General features: G+C 70.3%; 17 protein-coding genes. 11 read left to right on the forward strand and 6 right to left on the reverse strand.

Annotated features, from left to right (window positions below; translation table 11 throughout):
* Positions 1–23: 23 nt before the first annotated feature.
* Together C3E78_RS07590 and C3E78_RS07595 are read right to left on the reverse strand one after the other, a co-directional pair.
* Positions 24–3,413 (reverse strand): bifunctional proline dehydrogenase/L-glutamate gamma-semialdehyde dehydrogenase, encoded by a 3,390-nt coding sequence (locus tag C3E78_RS07590; RefSeq protein WP_108577715.1) that lies wholly within the window; start codon positions 3,411–3,413, stop codon positions 24–26.
* A gap of 46 nt (positions 3,414–3,459) precedes the next feature.
* Positions 3,460–4,635 (reverse strand): MFS transporter, encoded by a 1,176-nt coding sequence (locus tag C3E78_RS07595; RefSeq protein ID WP_108577716.1) that lies wholly within the window; start codon positions 4,633–4,635, stop codon positions 3,460–3,462.
* Positions 4,636–4,688: 53 nt separating this feature from the next.
* Here C3E78_RS07595 and C3E78_RS07600 point away from each other — a divergent pair, with 53 nt between their 5' ends.
* The 3 genes from C3E78_RS07600 (at position 4,689) to C3E78_RS07610 (ending at position 6,901) form a co-directional block, all read left to right on the forward strand.
* Positions 4,689–5,750 (forward strand): ferrochelatase, encoded by a 1,062-nt coding sequence (locus tag C3E78_RS07600; RefSeq protein ID WP_108577717.1) that lies wholly within the window; start codon positions 4,689–4,691, stop codon positions 5,748–5,750.
* Positions 5,747–6,538: an inositol monophosphatase family protein gene (locus tag C3E78_RS07605; protein ID WP_108577718.1), complete on the forward strand. Its 792-nt coding sequence runs from the start codon at positions 5,747–5,749 to the stop codon at positions 6,536–6,538. Before C3E78_RS07600 ends, C3E78_RS07605 begins: the two co-directional genes overlap by 4 nt.
* A gap of 63 nt (positions 6,539–6,601) precedes the next feature.
* On the forward strand, positions 6,602–6,901 hold the full coding sequence (locus C3E78_RS07610; RefSeq protein WP_108577719.1) for a DUF4193 domain-containing protein: 300 nt from the start codon (positions 6,602–6,604) through the stop codon (positions 6,899–6,901).
* On the opposite strand, the gene C3E78_RS07615 is transcribed toward C3E78_RS07610, so the two are convergent.
* Complete coding sequence (locus C3E78_RS07615; protein WP_108577720.1) at positions 6,876–7,313, reverse strand: DUF4235 domain-containing protein; 438 nt, start codon at positions 7,311–7,313, stop codon at positions 6,876–6,878. The genes C3E78_RS07610 and C3E78_RS07615 overlap by 26 nt on opposite strands.
* On the reverse strand, positions 7,297–7,800 hold the full coding sequence (locus C3E78_RS07620) for a DUF3093 domain-containing protein (RefSeq protein ID WP_108577721.1): 504 nt from the start codon (positions 7,798–7,800) through the stop codon (positions 7,297–7,299). The genes C3E78_RS07615 and C3E78_RS07620 overlap by 17 nt, the downstream gene beginning before the upstream one ends.
* 54 nt (positions 7,801–7,854) lie before the next feature.
* Here C3E78_RS07620 and dut point away from each other — a divergent pair, with 54 nt between their 5' ends.
* The 4 genes from dut to C3E78_RS07640 are packed head-to-tail and all read left to right on the forward strand — an operon-like array spanning position 7,855 to position 9,999.
* The gene (gene dut, locus C3E78_RS07625; RefSeq protein WP_108577722.1) at positions 7,855–8,322 is read left to right on the forward strand and encodes a dUTP diphosphatase; all 468 of its coding nucleotides are present in this window, start codon (positions 7,855–7,857) and stop codon (positions 8,320–8,322) included.
* Positions 8,322–8,957, forward strand: a complete 636-nt coding sequence (locus C3E78_RS07630; RefSeq protein ID WP_108577723.1) for a DUF3710 domain-containing protein — start codon at positions 8,322–8,324, stop codon at positions 8,955–8,957. Before dut ends, C3E78_RS07630 begins: the two co-directional genes overlap by 1 nt.
* A gap of 9 nt (positions 8,958–8,966) precedes the next feature.
* The gene (locus C3E78_RS07635) at positions 8,967–9,317 is read left to right on the forward strand and encodes an OB-fold nucleic acid binding domain-containing protein (protein WP_108577724.1); all 351 of its coding nucleotides are present in this window, start codon (positions 8,967–8,969) and stop codon (positions 9,315–9,317) included.
* A gap of 22 nt (positions 9,318–9,339) precedes the next feature.
* Positions 9,340–9,999, forward strand: coding sequence for a DUF3159 domain-containing protein (locus C3E78_RS07640; protein ID WP_108577725.1), 660 nt, complete (start codon positions 9,340–9,342; stop codon positions 9,997–9,999).
* Between the two features lie 75 nt (positions 10,000–10,074).
* Here the strand turns inward: C3E78_RS07640 and C3E78_RS07645 are convergent, their stop codons facing one another.
* Positions 10,075–10,737, reverse strand: a complete 663-nt coding sequence (locus tag C3E78_RS07645) for a potassium channel family protein (RefSeq protein ID WP_108577726.1) — start codon at positions 10,735–10,737, stop codon at positions 10,075–10,077.
* Positions 10,737–11,384: a potassium channel family protein gene (locus C3E78_RS07650; protein ID WP_235833729.1), complete on the reverse strand. Its 648-nt coding sequence runs from the start codon at positions 11,382–11,384 to the stop codon at positions 10,737–10,739. The genes C3E78_RS07645 and C3E78_RS07650 overlap by 1 nt, the downstream gene beginning before the upstream one ends.
* 96 nt (positions 11,385–11,480) lie before the next feature.
* Between C3E78_RS07650 and C3E78_RS07655 the strand changes: the two genes are divergently transcribed.
* The 4 genes from C3E78_RS07655 to C3E78_RS07670 all read left to right on the forward strand — a co-directional run bounded on the left by C3E78_RS07655 (position 11,481) and on the right by C3E78_RS07670 (position 18,056).
* Positions 11,481–13,490 carry an APC family permease gene (locus tag C3E78_RS07655; protein ID WP_108577728.1) on the forward strand — a complete coding sequence of 670 codons (2,010 nt, stop codon included), beginning with the start codon at positions 11,481–11,483 and terminating at the stop codon, positions 13,488–13,490.
* Positions 13,490–14,713, forward strand: a complete 1,224-nt coding sequence (locus tag C3E78_RS07660) for a class I SAM-dependent RNA methyltransferase (protein ID WP_108577729.1) — start codon at positions 13,490–13,492, stop codon at positions 14,711–14,713. The genes C3E78_RS07655 and C3E78_RS07660 overlap by 1 nt, the downstream gene beginning before the upstream one ends.
* Positions 14,714–14,771: 58 nt before the next feature.
* On the forward strand, positions 14,772–15,041 hold the full coding sequence (locus C3E78_RS07665; protein ID WP_235833716.1) for a helix-turn-helix transcriptional regulator: 270 nt from the start codon (positions 14,772–14,774) through the stop codon (positions 15,039–15,041).
* Positions 15,042–15,332: 291 nt separating this feature from the next.
* Complete coding sequence (locus tag C3E78_RS07670; RefSeq protein ID WP_108577731.1) at positions 15,333–18,056, forward strand: helix-turn-helix transcriptional regulator; 2,724 nt, start codon at positions 15,333–15,335, stop codon at positions 18,054–18,056.
* The last annotated feature ends 40 nt before the right edge of the window (positions 18,057–18,096 follow it).

Below are 18,096 nucleotides of genomic sequence, written 5' to 3' on the forward strand. Positions count from 1 at the left end.
CGTCGGCGTCCGTGCGTGACTCGTCAGCGGGGGAGGACGTGGGCGAACTCGGCGTCGTGGTTGCCGAAGCGGTGGTTCGTGATCGAGATGGCCTGCTCCTGCAGGAACGGGAGCGCCTCGACCCGGCCGGACGGCGTGACCGCGCCCGAGTAGATCGCGACGTCGGGGTGGCCGTCGACGGCCGCCGCGAGCTCCTTCGCATCGGTGCCGACGAGGCGGATGCGCGACGGGCGGGTGCGCGCGGCGTACGCCAGCCAGACCGCCTGGGTCTCGATCCGTGCGTCCGGTGCGAGCCCGTCCGGCAGCGGTGTCCGGGAGCTGACCTCGATCGGAGCGCCCGTGCGTGCGGCCGCGAGCAGGACGCGGACCAGCTCGGGCAGGAAGCCGTCGAACCGGATCGTCACCGGCACGGGGACGTAGCGGAACACGTTGCGCTCGACGCCGAGCTGCGAGACGTCCTTGGCGACGCCGTACTCACGGGTCCACGCGACGTGGTCGGACGCCGCGGCGGCCTCGAGGTCGCGGAGCTGCGCGGGAGTCAGCGCGGGCGCGGCGGCCTCGAGCACGGCGACGACGGCTGGGGACAGGTCGAGCTTGTCGGGCGACGCCCGCAGCGGCCGCGGGCTCCACGTGCCGAGGTGGGTCAGGTAGTTGGGCCCGCCCGCCTTCGCCGTCGTGCCGACCGATGAGCGCTTCCAGCCGCCGAACGGCTGACGCTGCACGATCGCACCGGTGATGCCGCGGTTGACGTAGAGGTTGCCGGCCTGGACCGTGTCGATCCAGGTGTTGACCTCGTGCGCGTCCAGCGAGTGGATGCCGGCGGTGAGGCCGTAGTCCGTCGCGTTCTGCCACTCGATGGCCTGCTCCAGCGAGCGGGCGTGCATGATGCCGAGGATCGGGCCGAAGTACTCGGTGGTGTGGAACTCGCTGCCGGGACGTACGCCCGTGCGGATGCCGGGTGACCACACCCGCGCGTCCGAGCCGAGCTGACGGGGCTCGACGAGCCACGTCTCACCGTCGCCGAGGCGGGTGAGCCCGTCGGCCAGTTTGCCCTGGGGCGGCTCGATGACCGGGCCCATCGTGACCTGCGGGTCCTGCGGGTAGCCGATCTTGAGCGACTCCACGGCGTCGACGAGCTGTCGCTCGAACCGCTCGGACTCCGCCACCGAGCCGACGAGGATCGCGAGGCTCGCGGCGGAGCACTTCTGTCCGGCGTGGCCGAACGCGCTCTTGACGAGGTCGGCGACCGCGAGGTCGATGTCGGCGCTCGGGGTGATGACGATCGCGTTCTTGCCGCTGGTCTCGGCCAGCAGGGGCAGGTCGGGCCGCCACGAACGGAACAGCTGCGCGGTCTCCCAGCCTCCGGTCAGGATGACCCGGTCGACGTCGGAGTGGGCGATGAGCGCCTTGCTGAGCGGTCCCTCGTCGATCGTGACGTAGCGCAGCACCTCGCGCGGCACGCCGGCCTGCCACAGCGCCTCGACCATCACGGCCGCGCAGCGCTGGGTCTGCGGCGCGGGCTTGATGATGACGCCGCTGCCGACCGAGAGCGCGGCCAGCACGGACCCGGCCGGGATCGCGACCGGGAAGTTCCACGGCGGGGTCACGACCGTCAGCGTGTCGGGCACGAACTCCGCGCCGTCGACCACGTCGAGCCGGCGCGCGGCCTCCGCGTAGTAGTTGGCGAAGTCGATCGCCTCGCTCACCTCGACGTCGGCCTCCGCGACGGTCTTGCCCGCCTCGGCCGCCATGACGGAGACCAGGTCGCCACGCCGTGCGGCCAGCGCGCCGGCGGCCTGGTGCAGGATCCACGCCCGCACCTCGGTGCCTCGGGCCTCCCAGGCCTTCGCCGCCTTGCGGGTGTCCTGGATGACGGTCTCGAGGCTCGCGGGCCCGGGCACCTGGCTCGAGCGGATGGTCTCGTTGCCGACCTGCGTGTACGTCGAGCGCGCCAGCGCGAGCCGGGCCCACTCCCGGTTCGCCTCGGTGGACGGGTCGGTGTCGGGGGTGTTGACGAACCGGTCGGTGTACGGCGAGACGACCTCGTTCAGCCGGTCCTGGACGCGGTGGGGCTTCGGCACGGACTCGTCGAGGCCCTTGACGGACTCCAGGAACCGCTCCGTCTCGCGCTCCAGCAGGTCAGCGCTGGTCGACAGCTCGAACGCGGCGGACATGAAGTTGTCGCTGCTGGCGTTCTCCTCGAGCCGCCGGACCAGGTAGGAGATGGCCACGTCGAACTCGCTCGGTCGGACCACCGGGGTGTAGAGCAGGAGCTGGCCGATGTCGGCGCGCACGGCGTCCGCGGGGCTGCTGTCCATGCCCAGCAGCATCTCGAAGTCGACCGCGTCGCGTACGCCCCGGTCACCCGCGAGCAGCCACGCGTACGCGATGTCGAACAGGTTCTGCCCGGCGACGCCGATGCGCACGGCGTCGACCCGCTCGGGGGTGAGAGCCCAGTGCAGGACCCGCTTGTAGTTGGTGTCGGTCTCGCGCTTGGTGTGCCAGGTCGCGAGCGGCCAGCCGTGGACGGTGGCGTCGACCCGCTCCATCGCGAGGTTCGCCCCCTTGACGACGCGGACCTTGATCGCGGCACCGCCGGCCGCGCGGCGCTCGGTCGCCCAGGACTGGAGCTCCTGCATCGCGCCGAGGGCGTCCGGCAGGTACGCCTGCAGGACGATGCCCGCCTCGAGCTCCGGGAACCGGTCGAGGATCGTGGTGAAGACCGCGATGGTCAGGTCGAGGTCCTTGTACTCCTCCATGTCGAGGTTGATGAACGTCGGCTCGCCCTCGGCGGCGCGCTCGTACAGCGGCATCAGCTGCTCGACCACGCGGGTGACGGACTCGTCGAACGCCCACATCGAGAGCTGGCTGGCGACCGAGGACACCTTGATGGAGACGTAGTCGACGTCCTCGCGCTCCAGCAGCTCCAGGGTGCCGTCACGGCGCCGGGCTGCCTCGCCGTCGCCGAGGACCGCCTCGCCGAGCAGGTTGAGGTTGAGCCGGTCCCCGCCGGCGCGGAGCTTGCGGATCGCCCGGCCCAGCTGCTGCGGGCGCGCGTCGACCACGAGGTGGCCGACCATGCGGCGCAGGGTCCGGCGCGCCATCGAGACGACGAGCCCCGGGAAGACCAGGGCTGTCACGGCGCCGAGCTTGAGCAGGAACCGCTGCGAGGCGGGCAGGAACTCGGGGGTGCTGCGGGCCAGCGTGCGCAGGTTGCGTGCCGCGACGTGGACGTCGTCGGGACGGACGACGCGGTCGACGAAGCCGATCGTGAACTCCAGGCCCTGGGGGTCCTTGAGGAGCTGCGCGAGGCGTGCCGCCGCGGCATCCGGGCGGCGGCCGCGGGAACGGTCCGGGTCGATCCACGCGTGGACGAGCTCGACGCTGCGATCGGCGAGAGTGATGTCGGTCATGTTGCGCCCCACCTTAGTGACCTGGTGGGTGGGTTTTCACCCGGGATCAGGGGTGGGACGACGTGTGCGTGCTCCACGCGACGACCGATCCCGCGACACCGGCCACGAGCGGGACGAGGAACCCCGCCGACGCACCGTGCGCGTCGATCACCGCTCCGGCCACCGCAGCGCCCGGAGCGACCCCCACCGACATGCCGGTCGTCGACCAGGTGAGGGCCTCGGTGAGCCTCGTGGGCGGCACCTCCCGCTCGATCAGGTTGACCATCGCGATGAGGGTCGGCGAGATCATGAACCCGCCGAGGAACACGCCGATCGCCACGGCCGGGATGCTCGTGACGAAGCACAGCGGCGCGAACAGTGCGCCCAGCACGAGGATCGCGCGCCGGAGCCGGATCAGCGGCCGGTCCGGCTGGGGGAGGGCGCCCACGACGATCCCGGCGAGCAGGCTGCCGGCCGCCCAGACGGCCAGGACGAACCCGGCGGCACCCGGCCGTCCCTGCTCGTCGGTGAACGCCGCGATGATGACCTCCGCGGAGCCGAAGACGATGCCGAGGGCGCCCGAGACGAGCACCATCGGACCGAGGAACGTCCAGTTCAGCGGCGGGCCGACGTGGGTGTCGCGTGGCGTCGCGGGAGGCTGGCTGGACCGCTGCAGCGCCAGCGCCCAGCTGCCGAGCAGGGCAGCGGCGGCCGCGCAGATCAGCCCGGAGACGTCGGGCGCCTGCAGGGTCAGGAACGTGACGAGGACCGGTCCGACGATGAACACGACCTCGTCCGCGATCGCCTCGATCGAGAACGCGGTGTTGAGCTGGGTGCGGTCGGTGATGACGTGGTTCCACCGGGCGCGGACCATGCTGCCGGTCTGGGGTGTCGCCAGGCCCGCCAGCACGGCGCACGCGTGCGGCCACGGCGTCGACCACTCCTGCTCGACCGCGAGCAGGAACGCTCCGATGCCCGTGGCGTACAGGGCGCCGACGCTCCACAGCACCGTCGCCTGACCGAGCCGGTCGGCCAGGCGTCCCTGCAACGGTCCGAACGCGGCTGCGGCGAGGACGTAGGCCGCGGACATGATCCCGGCGTCCCGGTACGACCCGCCGCGCTCGTGCACCAGCAGCACGATCCCGAGACCCGCCATCGACAGCGGGAGGCGCGACCAGAGTGCCGTGAAGGAGAAGAGGGCAGCACCAGGTCGCGACAACACGTCGCGGTACGTCGTCAGCATGGCCGTCCCTCCCAGCCCGAGCACCCTACCGATACCGGTGCGAAGATGGACGCATGGATGTCCGACCCTTTGATGCGCTTCTGCTGGTGTCGTTCGGAGGGCCCGAGAAGCCCGACGACGTGGTGCCTTTCCTCGAGAACGTGACCGCCGGACGAGGCATCCCACGCGAACGCCTCGAGGAGGTCGGCCAGCACTACTTCCTGTTCGGCGGACGCTCGCCGATCAACGGCCTCAACCGCGAGCTGCTCGACGCGCTGCGCAAGGACTTCGCCGACCACGGCGTGGACGTCCCGATCTACTGGGGCAACCGCAACTGGGACCCCTACCTGCGCGACGCGACCGAGCAGATGGCCGCGGACGGCGTGCAGCGGGCGGCGTGCTTCGTCACCAGCGCGTACTCCTCGTACTCGGGCTGCCGGCAGTACCGGGAGAACCTGTACGACGCGGTCAGCGGTCTGCAGATCGGCCTGAGCCGTCTGCGTCACTACTTCAACCACCCGGGCTTCGTCGGCCCGTTCACCGAGGCGACCCGCGCGGGCCTGCAGGGCGCGCCGGCCGACACGCACGTCGTGTTCGTGACCCACTCGATCCCATCGTCGATGAACGAGGCCAGCGGGGGACCGGGCCGCCAGATGTACGTCCGCCAGCACGAGAGCGTCGCGGCGCAGGTCGCTGCGGGAGCGGGCGCCGACCAGTGGTCGCTGGCCTACTGCTCGCGCTCGGGGTCGCCGCACGTGCCGTGGCTCGAGCCCGACATCAACGACCACCTCGAGGCGCTCAAGGCGAGCGGCGTCAGCTCGGTCGTCGTGGTGCCGATCGGCTTCATCTCCGACCACATGGAGGTCATCTACGACCTCGACACCGAGGCGAAGGCCACGGCCGAGCGCCTCGGCCTGCGGTACGTGCGGGCCGCCACCCCGGGCGCCCACCCGGAGTTCGTGGCCATGGTGCGCGACCTGTTCCTCGAGCGGGCCGCCGTCGAGCGCGGCGAGATCGTGGATCGCAAGTCGTGCGGTGAGCTGCCGCCGTCGCACGACGTCTGCCCCGCGGACTGCTGCCTGAACCCGCGCTCGTCCCTGCCCACGATCGGTGGCGTCGGGGACATGACCGCATGAGCCAGGAGCTGTACGACCTCGCCCGCGCCGTCGGGCTGGAGGCCGCCGAGTTCGTGCGCAGCAGCCGTCCGGAGGGACGCGTCGACGTCGCGGCGACCAAGAGCAGCGATACCGACGTCGTCACCGAGATCGACCGGGCGTGCGAGCGCCTGATCCGCGAGCGCATCTTCTCCGCGCGACCGGACGACGGCTTCGCCGGCGAGGAGGGCGACGACATCGTCGGCACATCCGGGGTCGACTGGGTGGTCGACCCGATCGACGGCACGGTCAACTTCGTCCACGGCATCCCGGCGTACGCGGTCTCGATCGCTGCCCGCCGTGACGGCACGGTCGTCGCCGGCCACGTCGTCAACATCGCCTCGGGTGAGGAGCACGGTGCCGTGCGCGGGGAGGGTGCCTGGCGTCACGACGGTGACGAGCGACGCGCAGTCGTCGCGCCGCAGGGCGCGGCGCCGGCCCGCGGCCTCGTCGCGACCGGCTTCCACTACATCCCGGAGATCCGCGCGAAGCAGGCCGCCGCGATGGCCTCGTTCCTGCCCCAGGTCGCCGATGTCCGGCGCATCGGGTCGGCGGCGCTCGACCTGTGCGCCCTCGCCGAGGGGCACTACGATGCGTACTTCGAGCAGGGGCTGCACCTGTGGGACCACGCCGCGGGAGCGCTCGTCGCGACCGAGTCCGGCTTGGTGGTGAGCGGGCTCGACGGAGGACCGGATGAACGCATGGTGATGTCCGCGCACCCTGCGGTGGCCGAGGAATATTTCGGTCTCGTGCGGTCTTGTGGGTTCTGACCGCGGAGAATTAGGACAGGTGTGGAACAATCACGCCGGTTGTTCCGCACAAAGGGAGATTTGATGGCTACCGACTACGACGCACCACGCAAGACCGAAGAAGAGCAGTCCGAGGACAGCATCGAGGAGCTCAAGGCGCGTCGGCACGAGAAGAACTCGGGCAAGGTCGACGAGGACGAGACCGAGGCGGCCGAGTCATTCGAGCTGCCCGGAGCCGACCTCTCCCACGAGGAGCTGGCGGTCCAGGTCGTGCCCAAGCAGGTGGACGAGTTCACCTGCTCGTCGTGCTTCCTGGTGCATCACCGAAGCCAGCTCGCCTCGGAGAAGAACGGCATGCTCATCTGCCGCGACTGCGCCGACTGACCTTCTGGGTCGACGACTGAGTGGGAGCCGGTTCCGCAAGGGCCGGCTCCTTTGTCGTTCCCGGGGCCTTCACCAGCGGCTTCATGCCGGGAGGGAGCTGTCCGGTCGACCGCACCCAGTAGGTCGCGGTGCCACGTCGCACGCCGACCTTGACCAGCTCGATGATCCCGCCGCCGACCATCGCCCAGGCGACGGCCTCGCGGGTGCTGACCTCGGGGTGGCGGCCGCTGGTGGGCGGCTTCCGGCCGGTGACGGTGCGCCACGCGATGGCGGACGCCCGCTGGGCGAGCAGGCCGGCGACGACCGAGGACCCCTTGTCCATGACCCGCCACGTGCCGCGGCCGGGGGCCTTGGTGTTGGGGGTGCGGGCCGCCTCCTGGGCGAGGGTCGCCTTCTTACGCTTCTTCGCCACGGGACGGGTCTCCGATCGGGTCGTGGGCCGGCTTCTGCGGCGCCTGGGTGGGGGAGCCCAGCGCCGCGGCGAGGGCCTCGGGGTGCCGGCTCGAGATGAGCCAGTACGGAGTGGGGTCGCTCGGGTCGGCCACACCCACGGTCACGCCGTGGTCGAGGTAGGGCCGGGTGACCAGGTACGCCCGGGCGTCGGCACCGGTGCCGAGACGGGTGCGGTACGCCGCACGGTCCAGCGGGGTCACCTCGCCGACGTGCGCGGCCTCCAGGTGGGCGGCGCCGACGTGCAGGCCCTCGGGAGTCACCGAGACGAGCGTCGAGCCGTAGCGCCAGACGAGGTACAGGTCGGCGGCGGCGACCACGACGGCCACCACGATCGCGATGGGCCAGTTCGTCGCGATGAGCATGATCCATCCCCACACGACGGCAAAGCCGAGCGCGGCCAGCCACCAGGAGATCGGGGCGGTCAGGCGCTCGCGGTATGTCGTCACGGTTCAACCTTGCCTCATGCCGATCGTGGACGCGACGCAGGTAGGGTCGCACCCATGTTCGACGTGACCGTCACGCGGCTCGACCCCGGGGTGCCGCTCCCCGTGTACGCCCATCCCGGTGATGCCGGCGCCGACCTGGTCACGACGATCGACGTCGAGCTCGAGCCGGGTGAGCGTGCGCTCGTCGCCACCGGGATCGCCCTCGCGCTGCCCGAGGGCCTCGCGGCGTTCGTGCATCCCCGTTCGGGCCTCGCCCTGCGTCTCGGGCTGTCGATCGTCAACACGCCGGGCACGATCGATGCGGGCTACCGTGGAGAGATCAAGGTCCTCCTCGTCAACCACGACCCGTCGCAGCGGATCACGTTGAGCCGGGGCGACCGGATCGCCCAGCTCGTCATCCAGCGGGTCGAGCGGGTCGCGTTCGTCGAGGCGGACGCTCTGCCGGAGTCGGTCCGCGGCGCCGGGGGTTACGGTTCAACCGGCGGTCACGCGACCGCCGACATCCAACGAGAGAGCAGCTGATGGCACTCCGCCGCCGCAAGAAGCAGTCCGACGAGGCGCAGGACGAGCAGGTCACCGAGGTCCAGCCGGTCGAGGGCGTACGGCACCTCGGTCCGTGGGACTCCAGCGAGAGGTCACCGGGCGACGACCCGGCGTACGTCGACCTGGGCGCCCTGCAGGTCAAGGTGCGCCTCGGCCTGAACCTCGAGATGCCGGTCGACGAGAGCGACGAGATCGGTTCGGTCGTCTTCGTCACCGACGACTCCGCGCTCGAGCTGCGGGCGTTCGCGGCCAACAAGTCCGGTGGCCTGTGGGACGAGGTCCGCGACGACCTGATCCTCGAGGTCGAGCGGCTCAACGGCCAGTGCGAGCAGGTCGACGGCCCCTTCGGCCCCGAGCTGCACGTGCGCGTGCCCGTCCAGGTCGAGGGCGAGGAGGGTTTCCAGCCCAGCCGGATCATCGGCATCGAGGGTCCCCGCTGGCTCCTGCGGGCCACGTTCCTCGGCGACGCGGGCCTGAACCCCAAGGACGACGGCCTGCTCATGGACGCCCTTCGCGACGTCATCGTCGTCCGCGGCAGCGAGCCCAAGCTCCTGCGCGAGGCGCTGCTGCTGACGCCTCCTTCGAGCGACACCGTCGTGTTGGACGACGAGTAGGATTTGAGCATGGGACGCATCAGCAGGACGCTCGAGCGCCTGTCCTCGGACAACCAGGAGGCGGGCGAGCTCAAGAGCGACGCAGCCAAGGCAGGTTGCAAGCTCATCTCCACCGTGCCCGACCGCGCGGTCGTCACGATCCACGGCGTCCTGCGCTGTGTGACCCTCCGTCCGGTCGATGGCGTCACGGCCCTCGAGGCCGAGCTGTACGACGGGTCCGACAGCGTCACTCTCATCTGGCTCGGACGTCGCAAGATCGAGGGCGTCGCCGCCGGCCGCAAGCTGAAGGCGTTCGGCCGCGTCGGCATGCGTGGCACGACCCGGGTCATCTACAACCCCCGGTACGAGCTCGACGCGTGAGCCCCGGCCACTGCGACCACCGATGACCAGCACCGAGGCGACCGTCGAGCAGGTGGTCCGCGCCCAGCTCGCGCGCGCCCTCGGAGGACGCCGCGGCATCGTCGAGAGCGCCGTGCCGACCGCGCTGTTCACGGTCTGCTTCCTCGTCAGCGACGACATCAGGCTCTCGCTCATCGCCAGCATCGCCGTCACCGCCGCCCTGCTGGTCGTCCGCGTGCTGCAGCGGTCCACGACCCAGTTCGTCCTCAACGCACTGGTCGGCATCGGCATCGGGGCGGCCTTCGCGTACCGCGCCTCCAAGTCCGGTGGCTCGGAGGAGGACGTCGCGCGCGCGGTGTTCACGCCCGGACTGATCTACAACAGCGGGTACGCGGTGGTCATCATCCTGACGATCCTCGTCGGCTGGCCGATCGTCGGCTTCATGGTCGGCTCCGTCACGGGCGACGCCACCGCGTGGCACGCGGACAAGGCGATGGTGCGGCTGTGCTCACACCTGACCTGGATCCTCGCGCTGCCGTGCGTCATCCGCGTCGCGGTGCAGCTGCCGCTGTGGCTGGACCACCAGATCGGCCTGCTCGGGGTGTCCAAGATCGTCCTGGGCTGGCCCCTGCAGCTGGCGGCGTTCGCCCTGATGGCGTGGCTGCTCAGCCGCAACCGCACGCCGATCACCCTCGACGACTGAAACCCAGATTTGCAGACTCCTGCACGCTTTCGCGGGGAGGAAACCGTGCAGGACCCCGCAAATCTGGGTTGGGGGTCAGTGCTTGGGGGAGAGGAGCTCCCCGAGGTGGTCCTCGGCCTCGGTGGGCGTCACGAACAGCAGCTCGTCACCGGACTCCAGTGAACGGTCGGCGTCCGGCGTCTGGATCGAGTTGTCGCGCAGGATCGCCACCAGGACGACGTCCGAGGGCCAGGGCACGTCGCACACCCGCGTGCCGACGTACGGGGAGTTGGCGGGCATCGTCAGCTCGACCAGCGTCGTGTTGCTCTGCCGGAAGGTGAACAGCCGCACGAGGTCACCGACCGTGACGGCCTCCTCGACCAGCGCCGACATCAGGCGCGGGGTGGACACCGAGACGTCGACGCCCCACGACTCGCTGAACAGCCACTCGTTGCTCGGGTGGTTGACGCGGCCCACGGTGCGCGGCACCGCGAACTCGGTCTTGGCCAGCAGCGAGATGACCAGGTTGGCCTTGTCGTCGCCGGTCGCCGAGATCACCACGTCGCAGGACTCGAGCTGGGCCTCCTCGAGCGAGGACAGCTCGCAGGCGTCAGCGAGCAGCCACTGGGCCTCGGGCACCATCTCGGCGCGGATCGAGGCCGGGGACTTGTCGATCAGCAGGATCGAGTGGCCGTTGCCGATGAGCTCCTGGGCTATCGAGCGCCCCACGGCGCCGGCACCCGCGATCACGACGCGCATCAGTCGGCCTCCGGTCCTGCATCGAGAATGGCGTGGGAGCTGTCCGCGGTCGACTCGAGCATGAACAGGCTCAGGTAGTCGCCCTCCTGGATCACGGTGTCCGGCTTGGCGATGAGGCCGCTGCCGAGGCGCGTCAGGTACGCCACGCGGACGCTTGCGGCCGCCTCCAGCTCGGCGATCCGATGACCGACCCAGCTGAACGGGGCGTAGACGAGGTCGAGGCGCACGTCGCCGGACTGGTCGCGCCAGGCCGGCTCGGACCCGGCGGGGAGGAGTCGGCGCAGCACCTGGTCGGCCGCCCAGGGCACCGTGGCGACCGTGGGCACGCCCAGGCGCTCGTAGACCTCGGCGCGTCCCGGGTCGTAGATGCGGGCGACGACGTTCTCGATCTTGAACTGCTCGCGGGCGACGCGGGCCGAGATGATGTTGGAGTTGTCACCGCTGGAGACGGCCGCGAAGGCGTCGGCCCGCTCGATGCCGGCCTTCTTCAGGACCTCGCGGTCAAAGCCCATCCCGGTGACCGTGATGCCGCTGAAAGCCGGACCCAGACGACGGAAGGCGTCGGGGTTCGTGTCGATGACGGCGGTGGTGTGGCCGCGTTGCTCGAGGCTCCGCGTGAGGGTCGATCCGACCCGTCCGCAACCCATGATCACGATGTGCACGCAGGCGACGCTACACCGGGAAAGCGCCACCTGCGCACGCCAGCCGGTGGTGTGCCCATGTGAGGTCTAGCATCATCTCTCGTGGGAGTCACCGAGGTCACCAAGCGGGCGCTGGTCGGACGCAAGCTCCGCAGCACCCAGCTCGGGGAGACCCTGCTCCCGAAACGGATCGCGCTGCCGGTCTTCGCGAGCGATGCGCTGTCCTCCGTCGCGTACGCACCGGACGAGATCTTCCTGACCCTCTCGCTGGGCGGGCTGTCGGCGTACGCGTTCAACTGGAAGATCGGCATCGCCGTCACGCTCGTGCTGTTGACGGTCGTCGCGTCGTACCGGCAGAACGTCCACGCCTACCCCAGCGGGGGCGGCGACTACGAGGTCGCGACCGTCAACCTCGGCCCGACGGCCGGGCTCACCGTGGGCAGTGCGCTGCTGGTCGACTACGTCCTGACCGTCGCGGTCTCCATCTCCTCGGGGGTGCAGAACGCGAGCTCGGCGCTGCCATGGCTGAACGGGCACGAGGCAACGGCCGCGTCCGCTCTGGTCATCCTGCTGATGGCGATCAACCTGCGCGGCACGAAGGAGTCGGGCAAGGCGTTCGCCGTCCCCACTTATCTGTTCATGATCGCGATCTTGATGATGGGCCTGTGGGGCTACTCGCGCTACCTGTTCGGCGACCTGCCCCAGGCCCCGAGCGCCGGCTTCGACATCGCCCCCGAGGGACAGTTCGAGCAGGGGTTCACCGGCATCGCGATGGTGTTCCTCCTGGCGCGCGCGTTCTCGTCGGGCTGCGCGGCCCTCACCGGCGTCGAGGCGATCAGCAACGGCGTCCCGGCGTTCAAGAAGCCCAAGAGCAAGAACGCCGCCACGACGCTGCTCCTGCTGGGCACCCTCGCGATCGCGATGCTGATGAGCATCATCGTGCTGGCCGACCTGATGAAGCTGCGCTACGTCGAGCACCCGGCCAGCCAGCTGCTGCGCGACGGCAAGCCGGTCGGTTCGTCGTACGAGCAGGACACCGTGATCGGCCAGCTCGCCAAGACGCTCTACAGCGACTTCACGCCGCTGTTCTACTTCACGATCGCCTGCACGGGCATCATCCTCATCCTGGCCGCCAACACCGCCTTCAACGGCTTCCCGGTGCTGGGCTCGATCCTCGCGCGCGACGGCTACCTGCCCCGGCAGCTCGACACCCGCGGCGACCGCCTCACGTTCAGCAACGGCATCATCGTCCTCGCGCTCGCGGCGATCGTGCTGATCCAGGCGTTCGACGCCGAGGTCACCAAGCTGATCCAGCTGTACATCGTGGGCGTCTTCGTCTCGTTCAACCTCAGCCAGCTCGGCATGATCCGGCACTGGAACCGGCACCTCGCGTCGGAGACGGACCCGGCCGAGCGCAAGCGGATGCAGCGCTCGCGTGCGGTCAACACGGTGGGCCTCGCGATGACCGCGACAGTGCTGGTCATCGTGCTGCTGACCAAGTTCCTCGCCGGTGCCTGGATCGCGATCGTCGCGATGATCGCGGTGTTCATGCTCATGCGGGGGATCAACCGCCACTACTCCCGGGTCGCCGAGGAGCTCGCGATCGACGACTCCGATGTCACGTTGCCGTCGCGGGTCCACGCGATCGTCCTCGTGAGCAAGCTGCACAAGCCCACGATGCGGGCGCTCACGTACGCCCGGGTGTCGCGCCCGAACACGCTCGAGGCGCTGACGGTAGGCTTCGACGCCGATGAGACCGCGAAGCTGATGAAGCAGTGGGAGGACCTGGCCATCCCGGTTCCCCTCAAGGTCGTCGACTCGCCCTACCGCGAGCTCGTGCGCCCCGTGGTCCGCTACGTCAAGCAGCTCCGCAAGTCCGGCCCCCGCGACATCATCACGGTCTACATCCCCGAGTACGTCGTCGGCCGCTGGTGGGAGCAGCTCCTGCACAACCACACCGCGCTGCGGCTGAAAGGACGTCTGTTGTTCGTGCCCGGAGTCATGGTGACCAGCGTCCCGTACCAGCTGAGCTCGGCCGGACGCGCGAAGAAGAAGCTGGCCCAGGAGCGTCCCGCCCCCGGTGACGTCCGGCGCGGGTTCCGGGACCGGTGATGGCGACCGAAGCGGTCGTCGAGATCGGCCCGGTCGCCCACGGCGGCCACTGCGTCGCACGCCTGGACGGTCAGGTCGTGTTCGTCCGGCACACCCTGCCCGGCGAGAAGGTGCGCATCCGGGTGACCGAGGAGACCAAGACGTTCCTGCGCGCAGACGCCATCGAGGTGATCGAGGCGGCGCCGGGGCGGGTCGTCCCGCCGTGCCCGTGGGCCGGGCCCGGCAAGTGCGGGGGATGCGACTTCCAGCACGTCGATCCCGCCGTGCAGCGCGAGCTGCTGGGCGACGTCGTCCGCGAGCAGCTGCGCCGGCTGGCGGGGCTGCAGTGGGACGGGGTGGTCGAGGCCGTCGACCCCGACGCGCTGGGCTGGCGCACGCGCGTCCAGTTCGCGGTCGACGCGGACGGGCGTCCGGGACTTCGCCGGCACCGGTCGCACGAGATCGTCCCGGTGGACCGCTGCCTCATCGCGCACCCCGACCTGCCGCAGGTGCTGGGCCGCTCGTGGGACGCCGAGACGGTCGAGGCGATCGTCTCGTCGACCGGCGACCGGCTGCTCGTGACCGACGCCAGCATCAGCGACGAGGTCGAGGCCGAGGTCGACGGCATCGTCGCCTCGGACGGCACGACACGTGGCGGGCGGGGCGCGGTCACCGAACGCGTGCGGACCGCCGACTTCCGCGTGAGCGGCTCCGGCTTCTGGCAGGTGCACCCGGCAGCGGCGAGCACCCTGGTGGACGCGGTGCTCCGGGCCGCCGACGTGCAACCGGGGGAGACGGTGCTCGACCTCTACGCCGGCGTCGGCCTGTTCACGACGTTCCTGGCCGAGGCGACGGGGGAGGACGGCACGGTGCTGAGCGTCGAGTCCGACCGCGGCGCCTCCCGCGACGCGCGCCGCAACCTGCACGACCTGCCGCACGTGACGCTCGTGGGGGAGACCGTCGAGCGGGCGCTGCGTCAGCAGGCTCTCGGCGAGCGCGCGGACGTCGTGGTCCTCGACCCGCCGCGCACGGGGGCCAAGAAGGCGGTCGCCGACATCGCGGCGCTGCAGCCGCGCCGCATCGTCTACGTCGCGTGCGACCCGGCGGCGCTCGCGCGCGATCTCGCGTCGTTCGCGAGCAAGGGATACTCCCTGACCGACCTGCGAGCGTTCGCGCTCTTCCCGATGACGCACCACGTCGAGTGCGTCGCGCTCCTGGAGAAAACTGCTTCTGACCTGCGGTGATGCACATCGGGTCGACATCATCGACGTCTGAGGCCGACGCCCGAGGGGCATCGGCGGCGTGAAAGCTGCCGACGCCCCGTCGAGCACCCAAGAGCAGTGGACGGTGGACAGCCTCGCCGCGATCGCCGGACGCTCGCGGGCCGCGTTCGCCCGACGCTTCACCGACCTCGTCGGCCAGCCCCCGCTGGCGTACCTGCGGTGGTGGCGGCCCACCTACGCCGGCTGCCTGCTGCGCTCGGAGGACTGGACGCTGCGCGAGGTCGCTGCACGCACCGGCTACCTCTCGGAGTTCGCCTTCGGACGCGCCTTCAGACGCGGGTATGGATAGCGCACCCAGCGTAGGCGGCCAATCGACATCTTCGATCTCGCATTCGCGTCCCGAGTCGCAGGAGTTGAGTCCCCGATAGTGGTGTAGCGCGGTCTGAATCTGTCTTGGGACATGGTCAGTGCCTGGGCGACAGCCCTCCACGAGGAGTCTCAGACGCAAGGTGTCGTCCGGACTTCGGCGAGTGACGTGCTCCTCGATCACCGCGCAGCAGTCCAGGCCATCGAGGTCAAGCATGGCCGGTCCCCGGAAACGGACGTGGTGTAGCACGAGGTGTGCGAGCATGCCTGATCAATGGAGCTCATCGATCGCCGAGCTGAGTGCCGCCAACTGGACGAGGTCCTGAACGCGGCACGGTCCGGGGTGGGCGGCGCGTTGGTGCTCCGTGGCGATCCCGGCGTGGGCAAGTCGGCGTTGATGGAGTACGTCGTCAGGCAGGCCGCGGGTTGCCGTGTGGTCCGTGTCGCCGGCGTCGAGTCCGAGAAGGAGCTGGCCTATGCCGGGCTCCAGCACTTGTGCACGCCGATCCTGGACCGGCTCGACCAGCTGCCGGACCCGCAGCGTGACGCCCTCCGCACCGCATTCGGCCTGAGCGCAGGCCAGGTGCCGGACCGGATGCTGATCGGACTGGGCGTTCTGAGCCTGATGTCCCATGCCGCCGAAGGTCAGCCACTGATCTGTGTGATCGATGACCTCCAGTGGCTCGATCAGGCGTCCGAGATGGTGCTCTCGTTCGTGGCCCGACGACTTGCCGCCGAGTCGATCGCCATGTTCATGGCAACGCGCACCCCTGAGCCGGAGATCGCCAATCTGCCGACGATCGCACTCGAGGGCCTGCCGCGAGCCGATGCCGCGGCGCTGCTGGACATCGTCTGGACCGGACCGCTCGATGAAGGGGTCCGTCATCGGATCGTGGCCGAGACCCGGGGTAACCCGCTGGCGCTGATGGAGCTCCCTCGCGATCTGACCAGCCATGAGCTGGCCGGTGGTTTCGGGATGCCGAGCGCTGACGGGCTCTCAGGACGTATCGAGGAGAGCTTCCAGCACCGCCTGGAGGCCTTGCCCGACGACACCAGGAGACTGTTGTTGATTGCGGCGGCCGAGCCGACCGGCGATCCGACGATCGTGTGGCGTGCCGGCGCCCGGCTCGGCATCGACATCAAGGCTGCCGCACCTGCCGTTGCCGACGGGTTGGTCGAGTTCGGCGTTCGCGTGCGGTTTCGGCACGGCCTCGTACGGTCGGCGACCTACCGGTCCGCGTCCCTGCAGGAGCTGCAGCTGGTGCACCAGGCATTGGCGGACGTGACCGATGCGGAGCGTGACCCTGACCGTTGTGCGTGGCATCGGGCCCAGGCGGCGCGGGGCCCCGACGAGTCTGTCGCCGCCGAGCTGGAGCGCTGCGCCGACCGGGCTCGGGCGCGGGGCGGCTTGGCAGCCGCAGCGGCGTTCCTTGAGCACGCGACCATGTTGTCGCTCGATCCGAACCTCCGGGTTGACCGGGCCCTGGCCGCAGCCGGCGCCAAGGTGGAATCGGGGGCGTACGGGGCCGCGGCCGATCTGCTGGCCGTCGTCGAGCAGAGCCCGCACACAGACCACCAGGCAGCCCGCGCGGACCTTGTCCGGGCCCAGCTCGTGTTCGTGTTGGGTCGAGGCAGCGACGCCCCGCCCTTGCTGCTCAAGGCGGCCCGGCGGCTCGCGCCCATCGACTCTGCCCTGTCTCGCGCGACGTACCTGCGCGCTTTCCAGGCGGCCATCTTCGCGGGCCGACTGGCGCTGGGGGGTGGGGCCCTGGAGGTTGCTGAGGCTGCTCGAGACCTGCCGGATCTTTCTGATTCGACACTCACCGACCTGTTGATCGACGGCTTCTCGACGTACTGGACGGAGGGATTCGTGTCGGCGCTCCCGATCCTGCGTCGTGCCGTCGCGGCCGCCCGCGGCGACGTGCCGAACCACGAGCGAAAGCTGTTCTGGTTGACCGGTATCGCCGCGCTCCGTATCTGGGATGACGAGAGCTGGGATGTGCTGTCGGCGCGCCACGCCGAGATCGCCCGCACGACGGGCGCGCTGGCCGAGCTGCCGATGCCGCTCTACTCGCACATGGTGATGCTCATCTTCTCCGGAGAACTCACCGCGGCAGGAGTCCTCCTCGACGAGCTGAAGACCGTCGCCGAGGCAACCGGTCTCGCGATCGGGCCCGAACCGGGGCTGGTCCTTGCCACGTTCCGCGGGGATGAGGCCGAGGTCCGGGCGATCATCGAGTCCACCACTGCTGACATCAGGCTGCGCGGCGAGGGCATCTGGCTGAGCATCGCCGAGTTCTGCGAGGCATTGCTGAACAACGGCTCCGGCGACTACGCGGCCGCGCTCCCGCTGGCCGAGCGCGCGGCTGCCCAGGCCGACCTGTCGTCGTCGACGTGGGCGGGGATCGAGCTGGTGGAGGCCGCTGCGCGGGCCGGCGAGAAGAGCACAGCAGTCGACGCGTTCGCCCGGCTCGAGCAAGAGACCAGCGCGAGCGGCACGGACTGGGCACTCGGCATCGAATCGCGGTCGCGCGCGCTGCTGAGCGAGGGGTCCGAGGCCGAGCGCCTCTACCTCAAGGCGATCGAACGGCTGGGCCGCACGCGGATGCGTGCCGATCTGGCGCGCGCCCACCTGTTGTACGGGGAGTGGCTGCGTAGGAGGCGTCGCCGCATCGACGCGCGTGCCCAGCTACGCATCGCGCACGAGATGTTCGAGTCGGCAGGCATGACCGGATTCGCCGCGCGTGCGCGGAGCGAGCTGCTGGCCACGGGAGAGACGGTGACCAAGCGCACCACAGCCCCGCCCGGCCCGCAGCTCACGGCGCAGGAGGCCCAGGTCGCCCGACTGGCCAGTGAGGGTCTGACGAACGGGGAGGTCGGGGCCCGCCTGTTCATCAGCCCCAGGACGGTTCAGTATCACCTGAGCAAGGTGTTCACCAAGCTGGGAATCAGCTCCCGTGCCCAGCTTGCCGATGCCTTGTCGAGCCACGGGTCCTAGCCCGAGCGGCTGGAGCTGCGCACTGCCGCTCATGAGCAGG

It is taken from the genome of Aeromicrobium chenweiae (assembly GCF_003065605.1).
GTDB lineage: Bacteria > Actinomycetota > Actinomycetes > Propionibacteriales > Nocardioidaceae > Aeromicrobium > Aeromicrobium chenweiae.

What these genes read in the sequence shown, in the direction of transcription:
- C3E78_RS07590 (WP_108577715.1), bottom strand. Translation starts at nt 3,413, where the DNA reads ATGACCGACATCACTCTCGCCGATCGCAGCGTCGAGCTCGTCCACGCG.
- C3E78_RS07595 (WP_108577716.1), bottom strand. Translation starts at nt 4,635, where the DNA reads ATGCTGACGACGTACCGCGACGTGTTGTCGCGACCTGGTGCTGCCCTC.
- C3E78_RS07600 (WP_108577717.1), top strand. Translation starts at nt 4,689, where the DNA reads ATGGATGTCCGACCCTTTGATGCGCTTCTGCTGGTGTCGTTCGGAGGG.
- C3E78_RS07605 (WP_108577718.1), top strand. Translation starts at nt 5,747, where the DNA reads ATGAGCCAGGAGCTGTACGACCTCGCCCGCGCCGTCGGGCTGGAGGCC.
- C3E78_RS07610 (WP_108577719.1), top strand. Translation starts at nt 6,602, where the DNA reads ATGGCTACCGACTACGACGCACCACGCAAGACCGAAGAAGAGCAGTCC.
- dut (WP_108577722.1), top strand. Translation starts at nt 7,855, where the DNA reads ATGTTCGACGTGACCGTCACGCGGCTCGACCCCGGGGTGCCGCTCCCC.
- C3E78_RS07630 (WP_108577723.1), top strand. Translation starts at nt 8,322, where the DNA reads ATGGCACTCCGCCGCCGCAAGAAGCAGTCCGACGAGGCGCAGGACGAG.
- C3E78_RS07635 (WP_108577724.1), top strand. Translation starts at nt 8,967, where the DNA reads ATGGGACGCATCAGCAGGACGCTCGAGCGCCTGTCCTCGGACAACCAG.
- C3E78_RS07640 (WP_108577725.1), top strand. Translation starts at nt 9,340, where the DNA reads ATGACCAGCACCGAGGCGACCGTCGAGCAGGTGGTCCGCGCCCAGCTC.
- C3E78_RS07645 (WP_108577726.1), bottom strand. Translation starts at nt 10,737, where the DNA reads ATGCGCGTCGTGATCGCGGGTGCCGGCGCCGTGGGGCGCTCGATAGCC.
- C3E78_RS07650 (WP_235833729.1), bottom strand. Translation starts at nt 11,384, where the DNA reads ATGGGTTGCGGACGGGTCGGATCGACCCTCACGCGGAGCCTCGAGCAA.
- C3E78_RS07660 (WP_108577729.1), top strand. Translation starts at nt 13,490, where the DNA reads ATGGCGACCGAAGCGGTCGTCGAGATCGGCCCGGTCGCCCACGGCGGC.
- C3E78_RS07670 (WP_108577731.1), top strand. Translation starts at nt 15,333, where the DNA reads ATGGAGCTCATCGATCGCCGAGCTGAGTGCCGCCAACTGGACGAGGTC.